This window comes from Streptomyces sp. CA-278952 (assembly GCF_028747205.1).
Classification (GTDB): Bacteria; Actinomycetota; Actinomycetes; order Streptomycetales; family Streptomycetaceae; genus Streptomyces.
In genome coordinates this window covers 2,978,320-2,995,923 of record NZ_CP112880.1, presented here as the reverse complement: position 1 = coordinate 2,995,923, position 17,604 = coordinate 2,978,320, and the positions used below count along the sequence as shown (strand labels likewise).

The following is a 17,604-nucleotide window of genomic DNA, read 5'->3' as shown; positions in this document are numbered from 1 at the left end:
CGCGTGTGCGGGTGCGCACGTATGTGCGCGCTGTGACGCCGCAGGGTAGCAGTACGCACCGGAATCGGTCACCGGCAATCCTTTTCGGCCTCCCGTACCGTCCTCAGAGCCGGTGCGCCGCCCCCGCCGGAGTGGCTCCCCGGGTGTCCAGGAGCAGTTGGGCCTTGACCGCGAGGCCCTGGAGGTCGTAGGTGCGGTGCTGCTGGAGCAGTACGGTCAGGTCGGCCGCGGCCGCCGCCTCGTACAGCGAGTCGGCGCGCGGGACGGGGCGTTCGCGCACCCGCCAGTCCAGGACGTGCGGGTCGTGGTAGCCGATCTGGGCGCCCATGTCCATCAGCCGGGTGGCGATCTCGCGGGCGGGGGCGGCCTCCTGGTCGGCGGTGTCCGGCTTGTAGGTGACGCCGAGCAGCAGGACGCGTGCGCCCCGGACGGACTTGCCGTGCTCGTTGAGGAGGGTGGCGCAGCGCTGGATGACGTAACTGGGCATGCGGTCGTTGATCTCCTGCGCCAGCGAGACCATCCGCAGCGGGTGCCCGGGGGTGCGGGTGCTGTAGGGCAGGCAGCCCGGGTCCACCGGGACGCCGTGCCCGCCGACGCCGGGTCCCGGCCGGAAGGGCTGGAAGCCGAACGGCTTGGTCTCGGCGCACCGGATGACGTCCCAGAGGTCGACGCCGAGGTCGTGGCAGAGCACCGCCATCTCGTTGACCAGCGCGATGTTGACGTGCCGGAAGTTGGTCTCCAGCACCTTCGTCATCTCCGCCTCGCGCGGTCCGCGGGCCCGGACGACCTTGTCGGTGAGCCGTCCGTAGAAGGCGGCCGCCGATTCGGTGCAGGCGGGGGTGAGGCCGCCGATGACCTTGGGGGTGTTGGCCAGGACGTGGGTGCGGTTGCCGGGGTCGAGCCGGCCAGGGGAGCAGGCGAGGTGGAAGTCGCGTCCGGCGACGAGCCCGGATCCCTCCTCCAGCAGGGGGCGCAGGACGTTCTCGGTGGTGCCGGGCGGCACGGCGGACTCCAGCAGCACGGTGGTGTGCGGGCGCAGCCGGGCCGCCAGTGCGCGGGCGGCGTCGCGGAGCGCGGTGAGGTCGATTCCCCGGTCGGGGCCGAGCGGGGTGGGGGAGCAGATCACGGCGGTACGGACCCGGCCCAGCTCGGCGGCGTTGGTGGTGGGCCGGAAACCGCCGGAGAGCATGCGGCGGATCTCGGACGCGGTGAGGGTGCCCTCGACCGGGCTGCGGCCCGCTCTGAGTTCCGCGTAGGGGCGTGGGTCGGGGTCGTAGCCGACGGTGTCGATCCCGGCGGCCACGGCGGCCTGCGCGAGGGGCAGGCCGAGGTGACCGAGTCCGATGACGGCGAGGTCTGCGGGCATACAGGAAGACCCCCTAAATGCGGAGAGCGAAGATCGCAACTGCTGTGGACAGTGCAATGTCAGACTAGGCGTAAATATGACCTATATGTCGCATTGTGGAGCTCCGGTCGTCCGGGTGTTGTCCACAGGCGGTGGCTGAACTCGGGGAGCGCGGACAGAATCGAGGGGTGGACACGGGCGGCCGGCCCCTCGGCCGGGTGGCACTCCCGTGTCCGACCACCCCGATCCACCGGGAGGCAGCAGTGAGGACAGCGACACTGGGACCCGCCGAGCGCACCGTCGCGCTCGCCGCCATGGCCGAGCGCGAACTGGACGTGCTGGTCGTGGGGGCGGGCGTGGTCGGCGCGGGCACGGCGCTGGACGCCGCCACCAGAGGCCTCTCGACCGGCCTGGTCGAGGCGCGCGACTGGGCGTCCGGCACATCGAGCAGGTCGAGCAAGCTGATCCACGGCGGTCTGCGCTATCTGGAGATGCTCGACTTCGCCCTGGTCCGGGAGGCGCTCAAGGAGCGCGGGCTGCTCCTGGAACGGCTGGCCCCGCACCTGGTGAAGCCCGTGCCCTTCCTCTACCCCTTGCAGCACAAGGGCTGGGAGCGGCTCTACGCCGGCTCCGGCGTCGCGCTGTACGACGCGATGTCGGTCTCCTCCGGCCACGGCCGCGGCCTCCCCGTCCACCGCCACCTCTCCCGCAAGCACGCCCTGCGGGTCGCCCCCGCGCTGAAGAAGGACGCCCTGGTCGGCGCCCTCCAGTACTACGACGCCCAGATGGACGACGCCCGCTTCGTCACCGAGCTGGTGCGCACCGCCGCGTCCTACGGGGCCCAGGTGGCGAACGCGGCCCGGGTGATCGGCTTCCTCCGCGAGGGCGAGCGGGTCGTGGGCGCGCTCGTGCGGGACGTCGAGGGCGGCACGGAGTACGAGATCCGGGCCAAGCAGGTGGTCAACGCGACCGGCGTGTGGACCGACGACACCCAGGGGCTCATCGGCGAGCGCGGACAGTTCCACGTCCGGGCCTCCAAGGGCATCCACCTGGTCGTCCCCAAGGACCGCATCCACTCCTCCACCGGCCTCATCCTGCGCACCGAGAAGTCCGTCCTCTTCGTCATCCCCTGGGGCCGGCACTGGATCATCGGCACCACGGACACCGACTGGGACCTGGACAAGGCCCACCCCGCCGCCTCCAGCGCCGATATCGACTACCTCCTCCAGCACGTCAACTCCGTCCTGAACACCCCGCTGACCAGGGACGACGTCCAGGGCGTCTACGCCGGACTGCGACCGCTGCTGGCCGGCGAGTCGGACGCCACCAGCAAGCTGTCGCGCGAGCACACGGTGGCCCACCCCGCGCCCGGCCTCGTCGTCGTGGCGGGCGGCAAGTACACGACGTACCGGGTCATGGCCAAGGACGCGGTGGACGAGGCGGTGCACGGACTCGATCAGCGGGTCGCCGCCTGCGTCACCGAGGACACCCCCCTCCTGGGGGCCGAGGGATACAAGGCCCTGTGGAACGCGCGCGCCAGGATCGCGGCCCGGACCGGACTCCATGTCGCCCGGGTGGAGCATCTGCTCAACCGGTACGGCTCAATGACCGAGGAGATTCTGGAACTGATCCTCGCCGACCCCACCCTGGGCGAACCCCTGCCCGCCGCCGACGACTATCTGCGCGCCGAGATCGTCTACGCGGCCTCCCACGAGGGCGCCCGCCATCTGGACGACGTGCTGACCCGGCGCACCCGGATCTCCATCGAGACCTTCGACCGGGGCACCCGCAGCGCCCGGCTCTGCGCGGAGCTGATGGCGCCGGTGCTGGGCTGGGACGAGGGGCGGGTCGACCGGGAGGTCGAGCACTACGAGAAGCGGGTGGAGGCCGAACGCGAATCGCAGCGGCAGCCCGACGACCTCACGGCGGACGCGGCCCGGCTCGGCGCACCGGACATTGTGCCGATCTAGGACACGCCCTCCCGGGGTCCGCGAGCTTCCGCGCCGTGGCCACCGCCCGCCTTCACCGGGCCAGTTGGGCTCCGCCGGCCCCCTGGTGCCGGGGCGGCGGCCCGGTCCGGCCTGGACGGGGAGGCCGGGTTGGTAGGAGGCTGTGGGGGCTTCCCTCTTCGAGCCGCGGCGCGGCGGACCCCGGACCCGGCACCAGGACCGGTCCCGGGGTGAGGGACAATGAACGCTCTGCCAGGGCGGGTTGATCGCAGAGGGGACGCATGTCGGAGGCGGAGCAGGCACGAGAGCCCCAACGGGACAAGAACGGTCGTCTCCTCGCGGGGCGCTACCGGCTCGGTGAGGTGCTCGGCCGAGGCGGCATGGGTACGGTCTGGCGCGCCGACGACGAGACGCTCGGCCGCACGGTCGCGGTCAAGGAACTGCGGTTCCCCGGGGCGATCGACGAGGACGAGAAGCGCCGGCTGATCACGCGCACCCTGCGTGAGGCCAAGGCGATCGCACGGATCCGCAACAACAGCGCGGTGACCGTCTACGACGTGGTCGACGAGGACGACCGCCCGTGGATCGTCATGGAGCTGATCGAGGGCAAGTCGCTTGCCGAGGCGATCCGCGAGGACGGCACGCTGACGCCGAGGCGGGCGGCAGAGGTCGGGCTCGCCATCCTCGACGTGCTGCGCTCGGCGCACCGCGAGGGCATCCTGCACCGCGACGTGAAGCCGTCCAACGTGCTGATCGCCGAGGACGGGCGCGTCGTGCTCACCGACTTCGGCATCGCCCAGGTCGAGGGCGACCCGTCGGTCACCTCCACCGGCATGCTCGTCGGCGCCCCCTCGTACATCTCGCCGGAGCGCGCCCGCGGTCACAAGCCGGGCCCGCCCGCGGACCTGTGGTCGCTCGGCGGACTGCTGTACGCGAGCGTCGAGGGCTGCCCGCCGTACGACAAGGGCTCGGCCATCGCCACCCTGACGGCCGTGATGACCGAACCGCTCGACCCGCCGAAGAACGCCGGCCCGCTCACCGAGGTCATCTACGGGCTGCTCGCCCGGGATCCCGACCAGCGCCTCGACGACGCCGGGGCACGGGCATTGCTCAACGACGTCATCAACGCCCCCGACGTCCCCGCGCCGGCACCCGCGGACTCCACCCAGATCATGGCGCTGCCGGCGGCGCCCGCCGCCGACCCCCTCGTCAGGAGGACGCCGAAGCAACCCAAGGCCCCGAAGCAGCCGAAGCCGCCCACCGGGTCGGGCGAGTCCGGCGGCGGCTCCCGCGACCGGCTGCGCGGAGCCCTGCGCTCCGTGCGCAACGCGAGGACCCCCGCGGCGGCCGCCGGAGCCGCGGCGGGTGCGGCCGCCGCGTCGGCGAGCTCTCCGGCCGCGGCGGCCGGCGACCCGCCCGTTGCCTCGCCCGTCGCCCCGCCCAAGCCTCCGTCGCCGCCCGGGACTTCCGCCCCGGGTGCGAAGCCCGCCGCGTCCGCCCCGGCGACCGCGAAGGGAGCCGTCGCGGCACCCGCCGGCACCCCGAAGTCCGCGGCGGCGAGTGGATCCGTACCCGGGCAGCGCCCGCCGTCCTCGGTCGCGTCCACGCGTGCCTCGATCACCGACGTGGTGCCGCGCCGCACCCTCGCGATCATCGCGGCCGTCGTCGCGCTGGCCATTCTCGGCACGGTCCTCGCGCTCACGCTCGGCGACGACGCGGACAAGGGCGGCGACACGGCAGCCTCGGCCGGAGCCTCGGCCGGCGGCGCCGACGACAAGGGCGGCGACACCGGCGGCGGTTCGGCCGGCGAGAAGGGCGGCGGTCAGAAGGAGGGCCAGGGCACGGACGACGGCCGGGCCTCGGCCGACCCGTCCGCCGACGACTCCGACGACGCCGACGACTCCGGTTCCGACGACGCCGAGGACGACGGGGCGGACCCGGGCGACGCCCTGCCCGCCGGGTACGAGAACGTCATCGACACCCGGTTCCACTTCACCATGGCGATGCCCGAGGGTTTCCAGCGCACCGCCATCGCGGGCAGCAACTCCGGCGGCATCTACAACGACAAGCGGGGCAGCTTCCCTCGCGTCCAGGTCGACTTCAACAGCTCTCCCAAGGACGACGCGGCGGCCGCCTGGCGCGGGGCCGTCGGGAGCGTCAAGGTCCTCAGCGACGGCTACAAGCACGGCAGCATAAAGAAGGTCGAGTACAACGGCTATCCGACCGTCGCGGACTGGACGTTCGAACGCAACCACAACGGCGTCCGGGTCAAGGTGCTCAACCGGGGATTCAAGGTGGACGCCAAGCGCGGCTACTCGATCATGATCAGCTGCAAGGTGGACGAGTGGGAGGGCGACGATTGCCGGACGCTGCGCGAAACGGCGTTCGCCACGTTCACGCCCACCGACTGACCGCCGGCCACGCGCCGACTGACCGCCGGCCACGCGCCGATTACCGCTGGGCATGCCCGTCGACCGGTCGGAAACGCCCTGAGCCGGTCGATGGGAAACGTTTGTGCGGATCGGGTTGGCGCGACCCGGCCCGTCGGCCCGCGTTGCCACGTATCGTAAGAGGCCGGAGACCGTACGCAGCCGGAACAGCGGGTCAACTGCCCGCCGTAAAACCGTGACTGACGGATAAGTGCGCCTCCGGTGACCGGGGGAAAGAGCGCGCTCTGGGGAGGCGTCGTGGACGACTATGCGGGTCGGGTGCTTGCCGACCGCTACCGCCTTCCGCTGCCCCCGTCCGATGGGTACGAACTGGCCGAGACCCGGGCGTTCGACACCTACAGCGGACAGGAAGTCCTGATCCGCCAGGTGCCGTTGCCGGAGATCGTGGACGCGGAGGTGCTCGACGCCGACGGGCAGCCCTCCGCCTCCGGACGCGCCACCGGGCGAGCGGTCCGCCGCAGCACGGACCCGGCGGTCCGGAGGGCGATCGAGGCCGCGCAGGCCGCCGCCCAGGTGCCCGATCACCCCCGGCTCGACCAGGTCTTCGACGTGTTCGCCGAAGCGGGCTCGCTGTGGATAGTGAGCGAGCTCGTCGCGGCCCGTCCGCTCGCCGCCCTCCTCGCCGAACGCCCCCTCAACCCCTACCGGGCGGCCGAGATCGGCTCCGACGTGCTCACCGCCCTGCGGGTGCTGCACGCCCACGGCTGGACCCACCGCAACATCACCGTGCGCACGGTCCTGGTGTGCGACGACGGTCGCGTCATGCTCACCGGTCTCGCGGCGGGCGCCGCCGAGGAGGCGCTCTGCGGATACGCCCCCGGACCGGAGCCCGAAACCGACCCGGTGGCCGGTCCCACGACGTACGGCATCCCGGCCGTCGAGGCCGCCCCGCCGAGAGAGCTCGACGGGGCCTACGCGCTCCCGCCGGCCGGAAGGGAGACGGAGTACGCGCCGGTCGAGGGCTACGGAACCGTCGACGACGGCGAGGGCTACGCGGCTGTCGAGGAGTACGCGGAGTACGAGGAGTACGCGGACGCGGACGTCCAGGAGCACGCCGATGACGGCGGCGGCGACGACCGGCCGGACCGGGGGGACCAGGGTCTTTCCCTTCCGTCGCTGCCGCAGGGGTACGCACCGCGCCGGGACGACGACCGGGACGACCGGCGGTATGGCGACCGGCCCGAGAACCGGTATGGCGACCGGTCCGGCGACCGCTATGACCTGCCGCCGGGCGGCCCGGAAGCCGAGCCCTTCGCGTCGCATGCCGGGCAGGAGATCGTCCCGCGCCCCGCCGCCCCCGCCGTCCCGTACACCGCCGTGCCGCCCCCCGCCGAGCCGGGCGCCGCGAGCGCCGCCCAGCTGCGGGCCGCGCGCGCCGGAGCCATCGCCGCCTACCGGGCGGGCGCACGGGCCGCCGCCCGGGTCACCGAGGACCGGCAGCAGACCGACCGCGCCCCGGCCGACCTCACGAAGTCGCCGCCGGAAGGACACGCGCCCGCACCGAGCACCAGCGGTATCACCGGAGCCGGAGCCGGAGCCGGAGTCGACACGGACGCGGACGCGGACACCGGCATCCTCCCGCCGCAGCGCCCGGCGCCCGGCGCTCCGGCCGCTGACGCCCCCGTGACCCCCCAACTGACCTCCCCCTGGGGCATCTCCGCCGAGGACCCCTACGACGACGAGGACGACGAGGACGACGAGGAAGGCCCCCGGCCGCCGGGCCGCCGCGTGCACCTCGCCGGGACCTGGGACGACGGACCCGGTGCGCGGCCCGTCTCCGCGGGCGGCTCCGGCGAGGACGCGCTGCGCGCCGACTCCCGGCGCCCCGGCCCGCCGGCCCCGGCCCCCAAGCAGCTCGCCCGCACCGCCTCGCCCCGGGACGCGCGGACCGCCCCCGGGGCCTGGGAGGAGGCCGTCGCGGGCGGTGACGAACCCGCCGTCTACCGGGGTCCCGCCACCCCGCTCGCCGCCGAACGCGCCCGCCAGGCACGGATCGCCGTCGTCGGAGCCGTCACCGAGCGCTGGGCGCCCGAGCAGGCGGGCCCCGTCCACGAGAACTGGCAGCTCGCGCCCCCGATCGGCCCCTCCACCGACCTGTGGGCGCTCGGCGCACTGCTCTACCGTGCCGTCCAGGGCCACGCCCCCTACCCCGAGGAGAACGCGGCCGAGCTCGTCCAGATGGTGTGCGGGGAGCCGCCCGCCTTCGCGGAGGAGTGCGGCCCGCTGCGGCCCGTCGTCGAGTCGTTGCTGCGCCAGGACCCCACGGAGCGGCCGGACTTCGAGGAGCTGCGCGGCTGGCTGCGCTCGCTGGTGCGCTCCGCGCCGGAGCCGGAGGCGGGCGCCGATGTCGTCACCCTGCCCGCGCCCGACGCCACCCGGCTCCCCGTCGTACGCCGCCGGGGCGAGCTGGTCCGCCGACGGCGGGGCCGTTTCGGCGGCGGCTCGGCGCACGGCAGGCACCGCCAGGGGAAGCGTCAGCAACCGCCGAAGCAGCGCGGCGGCGGCAAGCAGCGCGACCGGCAGGAGTCGCTGCTGCCGCCCGACCGGTCCGTGCGGATGCCCGTGGAGGCCTGGGAGGAGGAGCGCCCGGCCCGCGCACCCCGTGCGCCCAAGGGGCCCCGGGTGCTGCGGGAACCGCCGCGCCGGGGCGAGGAGTCCTCCTCCCCGCGCCGTCTGGGCCGGCTGCTGCTCGTCCTCATCCTGCTGCTGATGGCCGCCGCCGTCGCGTACGCCGTGATGTTCCTGCCGAAGCAGGAGCCGGGCAAGGACAGTGGAGCGCCGACGTCGCCCGCCGGCTCCGCCGCACCGCCCGCCGCCTCGGGGCAGCCCGAGCCGTCCGCCTCGGCGGGCGGCTCCGCCGACCCCGGCTCCCAGCAGCCGCAGACCAGCCGGTCGGCCGTGGCGCTCGCCCCCGGCTACGCGCTCCGCGAGGACGCGGAGGGCTTCGAGGTCGGCGTACCGAAGGACTGGCAGCGCAGCCCCGCCAACGCGGACCGGCAGATCCGCTACGGCAGCGACGGGTTCACCCTGCTCGTGGTGCCGGGCAGGGACACGGTCAAGGCGGGGGGCGCCGATCCGCTGGACTACCAGCGGGACAAGGAGCCCGAGCTCCAGCCGTTCCGGGACTCCACCTGGTCCTCCTCGTCCGGACTGCGCCGGGTCGACGTCGGCCGGCAGGCCATGGCCGAGGGGCAGTTCACCTGGCAGGAGAGCGGCGGGCGCGAGGTGTACGTCCGCAATCTCGCCATGATCGTCGACGGCAGGTACCACGTCATCCAGGTCATCGGGCCCGAGAGCGACCGGGACAGGGTCACCGAGATCTACGAGCAGGCCGTCGCCTCGTACCGGGTCACCTGACCGCCGGTCACACCCGACGGCCGGTCGCACCCGACCGCGCGCACGTGGCCGCTCGTTTCCGGGCCTGATCACACGTCATCGCCACCGCTGGCCAAGGGCGTTGTGCGGTCCCGACAACCATCACAGTGCGGTCTCATGGGCGATCCCCGGTTCCGCCTCACCGCCGCGGCTCCGTAATCTGGCCATTCGAGGAACGGGGCGGGGACATCACGTGGATCGATCACAGAGCACGGACGCGGGACTGGTGCTGGCGGGGCGCTACCGGCTGGGCGACGTCCTCGGCCGGGGCGGCATGGGCAAGGTCTGGCGCGCCCACGACGAGGTGCTGCACCGCACGGTCGCCGTCAAGGAGTTGACCGCCGGGCTGTACGTCGCCGAGGCCGACCGGCTCGTCCTGCACGCCAGGACGCAGAAGGAGGCGCGGGCGGCGGCGCGCATCACGCACCCCGGAGTCGTCACCGTCCACGACGTGATCGAGTACGACAACCGCCCCTGGATCGTCATGCAGTACGTCGACGGGCCCTCTCTCGCCGACTCCGCCAAGGAGAGCGGCGAGGTCGCCCCGCGCGAGGCGGCCCGGATCGGGCTGCACGTGCTGAGCGCCCTGCGGGCCGCGCACGCGGCCGGGGTGCTGCACCGCGACGTCAAGCCCGGCAACGTGCTGCTGGCGCGCGACGGGCAGGTGCTGCTGACCGACTTCGGGATCGCGGCGATCGAGGGCGACTCCACCATCACCCGTACCGGCGAACTGGTCGGCTCCATCGACTACCTCGCCCCGGAACGGGTACGCGGCGGCGACCCGGGACCGGCCTCCGACCTCTGGTCGTTGGGGGCGACGCTGTACACGGCGGTCGAGGGGACCTCGCCGTTCCGCCGTACGTCCCCGATCTCCACCATGCAGGCCGTCGTCACCGAGGAGCCGCCCGCCCCGGTCAACGCCGGCCCGCTCGGCGCCGTGATCACCGCGCTGCTCCGCAAGGACCCGGACGACCGGCCCACCGCCGCCCAGACCGAGCAGATGCTGCTGGACGCGATGGACGGCCGCGAGCCCCGTGCCGCCCAGGCGCACGTGCCGACCCAGCGCTTCCCCGAGAACGCCCGGTACGCCTACCAGGACACGGACGGCGGTCCCGGCGGCCCGGGTGGCCCGAACGATTCCGGCAGCCCGAGTGGCGCCGACGGTTCCGACGGCGCCACCGCCCGGCTGCCCGGAGCGACCCCCTCCACGACGTCCCCGCCCGCCCCCGGCCCGGAGGCCGCCGCCCCGGTCATCGGCCCCGCCTCCACCCCGGTGACCCGGCGCGCCGGGTCCCGATGGCGCACGGTGCTCGTCGTGGTCGTCGCCGCCGCCGTCCTGGGGGGCGCGGCCGGGCTGATCGCGATGAAGTACGGGGAGGGCTCGGACGCCCCCGGCAAAACGGTCGGCGGCACGGTCGCCGGCAGCACACCGTCCCCGGAGCCCACCTCCACGGAGCGGACCTCTCCGGATCCGGCCGCCTCATCGGAGGGGACACCGGAGATACCCGACGGCTGGCACCGGGTCGACGACCCGGCGGGGTTCAGCCTGGTGGTGCCGGTGGACTGGACCCGGCAGGTCCAGGACGGGCAGATCGACTACACGCCGGACGGCGGGACCCACCGGATCCGCATCAGCGTCGACCCGGACCCGGACTTCGAGCATCCGTATCTGCACATGGAGAACATGGAGGAGCAGCTCTCCGAGCGGCTGCCGGGCTATCAGCGGATCGGGATGGAGAAGAACACCTTCCGCGACCGGCCGGGCGCCCTCTGGGAGTTCACCTGGAACGAGACCAAGGACCAACCGGGGCCCCGGCACGGGATCGACCAGATGTACTACGGCGGCCCCGGCGGCCCCGAGTACGCGCTGTATCTGACGGCCCCGCAGGAAGGCTGGGAGGCCAGCCGCGAGAAGTTCGACATCATGCTGCGCAGTTGGAGCGCCCCGAAGCCCCAGCAGTGAGCACGGCGCGCGGCGGAAGCCCGATGAGAACGGGCAGGTCCGGCCGGAGAACGAGGTGCTGTCGGCGGACGTCGCCGTTCCGGAGGAGTACGAGCGGGTCCAGGAGGACGGCGAGGACGAACTGGTCTGGTACGCGGACCCCGGCGGCGTCTTCGAGATCTCCTTCTGGCACCGCGACCCGAAGAGCGAGGACACCATGGACCACAACCCCGGCGTCGACCCGAAGGCCCGCAAGGAGTACTACGAGGAGGGCTCGTCGAGCTCCACGGACAGGGAAGAGGCCTCCGTCTCGTACAAGGACGCCACGCACGAGGGGCGCAAGGCGTTCGAGATGACCACCGAGTTCGTTCCCTGCCCCTCGTCCGGCGACGATCCGGTGCGCTACCGCCTCAGAGAGCTGCTGATCCCGGGCGAGAAGGAGAACGACCCCTACTGGCACGTGCGGGTGCGGATGCCTGCCCAGGGGGAGGCGGCGAAGGACGGCGACGCGATCTTCACCGAGGTCACCGAGGGGCCGAAGATTCACGCTTCCTGAGCGCCGCGGGCCCACCGCCGGGCGGCGGTCGGCCGCATAGCCACTGATCAGCGGTTATGTCGCCAGCGATCACTGGCTCGTTCGGGGAGAGCCCCCGGCAGGGGTGGCGGGTCCTGTGAAAAACTGTTACCCACGGGTACCCAAAGGCTGCGGCTGGACATACTCTCGGCCTCATGACGGACTCGCAGGCCCCTGACGCCCCTCTCGGTACGAACCCCGTGGCGGTCGCCCCCGCCGGGGTGCGCACCGCCGCCGACGTGGTCACCCCCGAGGTGATCGCCCAGCTGACCCGTGGCGTCGTCGGGTCGGGCCGCACGGCCAACCACACCCCCTTCACCGGGGAGAAGCTGGCCGACCTGCCCGAGTCCACCCCCGAGGACGTCGCCACCGCCTTCGGCCGGGCCCGCGCCGCCCAGCCCGTCTGGGCCGCCGTCCCCGTACGGCAGCGCGCCGCCGTCCTGCTGCGCTTCCACGACCTCGTCCTCAGCCGCCAGTCCGAGGTCCTCGACCTCATCCAGCTGGAGACCGGCAAGGCCCGCCTGCACGCCCACGAGGAGGTGCAGGCCGTCGCCGTCGCCGCCCGCCACTACGGGCGCAAGGCCGCCGCCTACCTCAAGCCCCGCCGCCGCACCGGCGTCGTCCCGATCCTGACCAAGGTCACCGAACTGCGCCAGCCGCGCGGCGTCGTCGGCCAGATCGCCCCCTGGAACTACCCGCTCGAACTCTCCGTGGGCGATGCGCTGCCCGCGTTCGTCTCCGGCAACGCCGTCGTGATGAAGCCCGACACGGAGACCGCGCTCACCGCCCTGTGGGCCCGCGACCTGCTGATCGAGGCCGGACTGCCCGCCGAGGTCTTCCAGGTCGTCCTCGGCGAGGGGCCCGTCGTGGGACCCGAGGTCGTCAGCCGCGCCGACTACGTCTCCTTCACCGGCTCCACCCGCACCGGCCGCGAGGTCGCCGTCGGCGCCGCGTCCCGGCTGGTCGGCGTCTCCCTGGAGCTCGGCGGCAAGAACGCCATGCTCGTGCTGAAGGACGCCGACGTCGAGAAGGCTGCCGCCGGAGCCGTCCGCGCCTGCTTCTCCTCCGCCGGACAGCTCTGCATCTCCATCGAGCGGCTGTACGTCCACGAGTCCGTCGCCGACGACTTCGTGGAGCGCTTCGCCACCCGGACGAAGGCCATGCGGCTCGGCAGCGCCCTCGCCTACGGGGCCGACATGGGCTCCCTCGTGGGCGAACGCCAGCTGGAGGCCGTCACACGCCACGTCGACGAGGCCGTGGAGAAGGGTGCGAAGCTCGTCGCCGGCGGCGTCGCCCGCCCCGACATCGGCCCGCTGTTCTACGAGCCGACCATCCTCGACGGGGTGGAGGCCCCGATGGCCGTCTGCACCGAGGAGACCTTCGGGCCGGTCGTCTCGATCTACCGCTTCAGCGACGAGGACGAGGTGATCGCGCTGGCCAACGCCACCCCGTACGGCCTCAACTCCAGCGTCTGGACCACCGACTCCCGCCGCGGTCACCAGGTCGCGGCCCGCCTGCGCACCGGCACCGTCAACATCAACGAAGGGTTCGCCCCCGCGTACGGCAGCGTCCAGGCCCCGATGGGCGGCATGAAGGATTCCGGCCTCGGCCGACGGCACGGCTCCGAGGGCATCCTCAAGTTCACCGAGGCCCAGACCGTCGCCCAGCAGCGGCTGATGCCACTCGCGCCCGCCTTCGGGATGGACGACGAGAAGTACGCCGCGATCATGACCAGCAGCCTCAAGGCGATGAAGGCGTTCCGGCTGCGCTGACGCCCCGGGAGCCGAGCCGTAGCGACTTCCGCCCTTTTCGTACCGATTCCGTTCCGAGGAGTGCCATGTCCCAGGACAGCCCTGCCCAGAAACAGGCCATGCTCCCCACGCCGACGGCCCCTGTTCAGGCGAGCCCTGTTCAGGCGAGCCCTGTGCCGGCCGAGGACGACGCCGCGTACGACTACGACGTCCTGGTCGTCGGATCGGGCTTCGGGGGCGCGGTGTCGGCGCTCCGGCTGACCGAGAAGGGGTACCGGGTCGGGATCCTGGAGGCGGGCCGCCGCTTCACCCCCGGCACCCTCCCCAAGACCTCCTGGGACCTGAAGAACTACCTCTGGGCCCCCGCGCTGGGTCTCTTCGGCATCCAGCGCGTCCACCTCCTCGGCAACGTCATGGTGCTCGCCGGGGCCGGGGTCGGCGGCGGATCGCTCAACTACGCCAACACGCTGTACGTGCCGCCCGCCCCGTTCTTCGAGGACCGGCAGTGGGCCTCGATCACCGACTGGCAGGACGAGCTGAAGCCGTACTACGACCAGGCCCGCCGCATGCTCGGGGTCCGCCTCAACCCGACCATGACCCCGTCCGACATCCACCTCAAGGCCGCGGCCGAGGCCATGGGCGTCGGCGACACCTTCCACCTGGCCCCGGTCGGCGTCTTCTTCGGCGACGGCAAGGATGCCGACGGCACGGCGAGGGCCAGGCCCGGCTTCACCGTCCCCGACCCGTACTTCGGCGGCGCCGGCCCCGCCCGCAAGGCCTGCACCGAGTGCGGCGAGTGCATGACGGGCTGCCGCCACGGCGCCAAGAACACCCTCAACGAGAACTACCTCCACCTCGCCGAGAAGGCCGGAGCGGTCATCCACCCGATGACCTCCGTCGTCGCGGTCACCGACGACCCCGAGGGCGGCTACCGGGTCCTCACCGTCCCCACCGACCGCCGCCGCAGGGCGAGGCCCACGAAGCTGCGCGCCCGGAAGGTCGTCGTCGCCGCGGGCACGTACGGCACCCAGACCCTGCTGCACACCATGAAGGACCGGGGGCTGCTGCCCCGGCTCTCCGCGCGGCTCGGCGAGCTGACCCGTACCAACTCCGAGGCGCTCGTCGGCTCCCAGACCAGCGACCGCCGCTACCGCAAGAAGCACGGCACCGCGAAGGCCGACTTCTCGCAGGGCGTCGCGATCACCTCCTCGATCCACCCGGACGACAACACCCACATCGAGCCCGTCCGCTACGGCAAGGGCTCCAACGCCATGGGCGCGATGTCGATACTCCAGGTCCCCTACGGGGCCCACCGGGTGCGCGGCTGGCTCGCCAACATGGTCAAGCACCCGACCCTCGCCGCCCGTTCGCTCTCCAACCACCACTGGTCCGAGCGCACCATCATCGGCCTGGTCATGCAGTCGCTGGACAACTCCCTGACGACGTACCGCAAACCGGGCGGCATCGGCAAGGGCCTGCTCACCGCCCGCCAGGGCCACGGCGCACCCAACCCGACCCAGATACCGGAGGCCACCCACAGCGCCACCCTGCTCGCCGAGGAGATCAACGGCTTCGCCGGCTCCAACGTCGGCGAACTGATGGGCACCCCGCTCACCGCCCACTTCCTCGGCGGCTGCCCGATCGGCGCGAACGCCGACGAGGGCGTCATCGACCCGTACCACCGCCTCTACGGCCACCCCGGCATCAGCGTCGTCGACGGCTCCGCGGTCTCCGCCAACCTCGGGGTCAACCCCTCGCTGACCATCACCGCCCAGGCCGAGCGCGCGATGTCGTTGTGGCCCAACAAGGGCGAGGCGGACCCGCGCCCGGAACAGGGCGAGGCCTACGAGCGGCTCACCCCCGTCGAGCCGCTCGCGCCGGCCGTGCCGAAGGAGGCGTTCGGCGCGCTGAAGCTGCCGTTCCTGGGCATTCCCGTGGTGCCGCCGAAGGGGACGGCGGAGGCCGGGGCGGGCGTGAAGGGCGTCGGGAACACCCCCGTACCCAATCCGTGATCTTTCTCCGGGCAACTGTTCGGTGAGCTGCGCGGTCCTACCCGTGCCGCGATGACTGTCACCGCGGCCACACAGCTCCTGACGAGTCCCAGAGGTCCTTGATGACACCCTTCTCTCCGAGAGCCGCGCTGCGCCGTGCGGCGGGCTCTCTCGCCGCCGCGGGCCTGCTGGCCGCGGCCACGCTCGCCGGGGCGGCCGCCCCGGCGGGGGCCGCCGACGTCCCGGTGTTCGCCCTCGGCGGCCCCGCCGAGACGGGCCTGAACCCGTACCCGGAGAGCGGCGAGCCGCAGCACTCCACGGTTGGAATCACCGTCAACAACCCGAGCCAGGACGAGGAGAACGGCGGTTACGGAGGCGACTTCACCCTCACGTTCGACCTCAGCGACATCGACGGCGTCGCCGAGGTGGCGTTCGACGGCGAGTCCAGCAGCGCGGAGTGCGAGGTCACCGGCGCGAAGGCGGTCTGCCGGGACTGGGGCATCTGGCCGGGCAGCCAGCCCGCCGCCGACCTCCGGGTCACCGCCGCCGAGGGCAGCCGGGCCGGGGCCACGGGCACGATCAGGGTGACCGGCGAGGCGGAGGGTGCGACCTTCACCCCGTTCACCACCCGGCTCACGGTCGGCGGCACCGACCTGGTCATGCAGCGGCTCCCCTTCGACCAGGAGCTGAACCCGGGCGACGAGCAGCAGGCCCCGATCACCTTCTCCAACCGGGGCAGCCGGGACGCCGACGGCGTTCTGCTCACCCTCATGTACACCCGCGGCCTCGACATTCCGCAGCGCTACGCCAACTGCGAGTACACCGAGGACGACCCGGACGTCCCGGGCATCGGCTGGACCACGGCCCTCTGCTCCGTCGAGGGCGCCTTCGAGGCGGGCGCGACGTACACCCTGGCGACCCCGCTGACCATCGAGGCCACCACCCGCGCCTACTACGACACCTTCGTCTACCGCATCCACGAGGACGGCGCCGCCCAGCGCACCGCCCAGCGTGCGGGCGCCCCCTTCGCGCGGGGCGCGGGCCCCGTGCTGAAGGCGGTCCCGGCGAAGGCCTCCCAGCAGGGCGCGACCGCCCGGGGCAGCGACCTCAACCCGCAGGACAACCAGCAGGAGGCCGACTTCCGTACGAAGAACACGGCCGACTTCGTGGCGTACGGCGACGAGGCGTCCGGAGCCGCCGGGACCACGGTGAAGGCCGACATCGGCTTCCGCAACGAGGGCCCCGCCTGGATCGGCCACCTCCGTTCCGGCGAGGACGTCGCCACCGTCGACTTCACCGTCCCGCAGGGCGCGTCGGTGACCGCGAAGCCGGACCGCTGCCGTGGGGTGACCGCCGACGGCAAGTACCGCGAGGACCAGGAGAGCCCCGCGCCGCGTTACGTCTGCGACACCTCGATGACCGTGTGGGACGGGGCCGACCTCGGCCTGCCCTTCGAGCTGCGGATCGACAAGGCCCTGATCGGCGCCGGCGGCGAGGTGACCGTCCGCAACACCTGGCTGCAGAACCCGGCGCTGCCGTTCGACCCGAAGCCGGCCAACAACACCGCGTTCCTCGTCCTGAACGGCGAGGGCGGCGGCTCCGACTCCGGCGGCTCGACGGGCGGCTCCGGTGACGGCTCCGGCGAACCGTCCACCCCGCCGACCTCGGCCCCGGACCCGGAGGAGAGCCCGTCCGGCACCTCCGGACCCTCGGCCTCCACCACGTCCGGCGGCGGCTCGGCGGGTACGACCGGGGGCTCCGGCGGCGGGGGCGGCCTCGCCTCGACGGGATCGATCGCCCTGATCGCCTCCGGCACGGCGGCCGCGGCGCTGGCGGCGGGCCTGGTGCTGTTCACGGCGGCACGACGACGGGCTGGGGGGCGGCACGCCTGACCGGCGGAGGGGAAGGGGCGGAGGAGGGAGCCGGCCTCCGCCTGGACACGTTCCGATGCGGCCGACCCGGGCGTCCCCGGGTACGGCCGCATATGGGGTGACCGGGCTGCTGTCCCCTGCGGACCGGTCACTTACGCCGGGTTGTGGTCCCACGACGTACCTGCGGTACGTCACACGTCCCGGCGGAGCCACGCGTGGTTTCCTACCGATGCCGCCCCTGGTTGGCACGGACATCAGGCTCAACGAAGGCACCGCGCTCCCGGTCACGCGCCGTACGGGTGAGACGGGGCCCGAACGCAGGTACGGCCCCTGTCCGGCATGCGGAGAACCGTTCC

General features: G+C 73.1%; 9 protein-coding genes. 8 read left to right on the top strand and 1 reads right to left on the bottom strand.

What is annotated here, in order from left to right:
• Positions 1–103: 103 nt before the first annotated feature.
• Positions 104–1,366 (bottom strand): nucleotide sugar dehydrogenase, encoded by a 1,263-nt coding sequence (locus N7925_RS13025; RefSeq protein WP_265599822.1) that lies wholly within the window; start codon positions 1,364–1,366, stop codon positions 104–106.
• A 242-nt stretch (positions 1,367–1,608) separates the two neighbouring features.
• Here N7925_RS13025 and N7925_RS13020 point away from each other — a divergent pair, with 242 nt between their 5' ends.
• The 8 genes from N7925_RS13020 (at position 1,609) to N7925_RS12985 (ending at position 17,269) form a co-directional block, all read left to right on the top strand.
• A complete protein-coding gene (locus N7925_RS13020) occupies positions 1,609–3,315 on the top strand; it encodes a glycerol-3-phosphate dehydrogenase/oxidase (RefSeq protein WP_265599821.1) in 1,707 nt (568 codons plus the stop codon).
• A 260-nt stretch (positions 3,316–3,575) separates the two neighbouring features.
• The gene (locus tag N7925_RS13015) at positions 3,576–5,705 is read left to right on the top strand and encodes a serine/threonine-protein kinase (RefSeq protein WP_274343949.1); all 2,130 of its coding nucleotides are present in this window, start codon (positions 3,576–3,578) and stop codon (positions 5,703–5,705) included.
• 276 nt (positions 5,706–5,981) lie between these two features.
• Positions 5,982–9,101 carry a protein kinase gene (locus N7925_RS13010; RefSeq protein WP_274343948.1) on the top strand — a complete coding sequence of 1,040 codons (3,120 nt, stop codon included), beginning with the start codon at positions 5,982–5,984 and terminating at the stop codon, positions 9,099–9,101.
• Positions 9,102–9,312: 211 nt separating this feature from the next.
• A complete protein-coding gene (locus N7925_RS13005; RefSeq protein ID WP_274343947.1) occupies positions 9,313–11,082 on the top strand; it encodes a serine/threonine-protein kinase in 1,770 nt (589 codons plus the stop codon).
• 55 nt (positions 11,083–11,137) lie between these two features.
• Positions 11,138–11,617: a hypothetical protein gene (locus tag N7925_RS13000; RefSeq protein ID WP_274343946.1), complete on the top strand. Its 480-nt coding sequence runs from the start codon at positions 11,138–11,140 to the stop codon at positions 11,615–11,617.
• Positions 11,618–11,790: 173 nt separating this feature from the next.
• Complete coding sequence (locus N7925_RS12995; RefSeq protein WP_274343945.1) at positions 11,791–13,407, top strand: succinic semialdehyde dehydrogenase; 1,617 nt, start codon at positions 11,791–11,793, stop codon at positions 13,405–13,407.
• A 65-nt stretch (positions 13,408–13,472) separates the two neighbouring features.
• On the top strand, positions 13,473–15,398 hold the full coding sequence (locus N7925_RS12990; protein WP_274343944.1) for a GMC oxidoreductase: 1,926 nt from the start codon (positions 13,473–13,475) through the stop codon (positions 15,396–15,398).
• A gap of 101 nt (positions 15,399–15,499) precedes the next feature.
• Entirely contained in the window at positions 15,500–17,269 is a 1,770-nt protein-coding gene (locus N7925_RS12985; protein ID WP_265599814.1) for a peptidase, read from the top strand.
• Positions 17,270–17,604 lie beyond the last annotated feature (335 nt).

What these genes read in the sequence shown, in the direction of transcription:
- N7925_RS13025 (WP_265599822.1), bottom strand. Translation starts at nt 1,366, where the DNA reads ATGCCCGCAGACCTCGCCGTCATCGGACTCGGTCACCTCGGCCTGCCC.
- N7925_RS13015 (WP_274343949.1), top strand. Translation starts at nt 3,576, where the DNA reads ATGTCGGAGGCGGAGCAGGCACGAGAGCCCCAACGGGACAAGAACGGT.
- N7925_RS12995 (WP_274343945.1), top strand. Translation starts at nt 11,791, where the DNA reads ATGACGGACTCGCAGGCCCCTGACGCCCCTCTCGGTACGAACCCCGTG.
- N7925_RS12990 (WP_274343944.1), top strand. Translation starts at nt 13,473, where the DNA reads ATGTCCCAGGACAGCCCTGCCCAGAAACAGGCCATGCTCCCCACGCCG.
- N7925_RS12985 (WP_265599814.1), top strand. Translation starts at nt 15,500, where the DNA reads ATGACACCCTTCTCTCCGAGAGCCGCGCTGCGCCGTGCGGCGGGCTCT.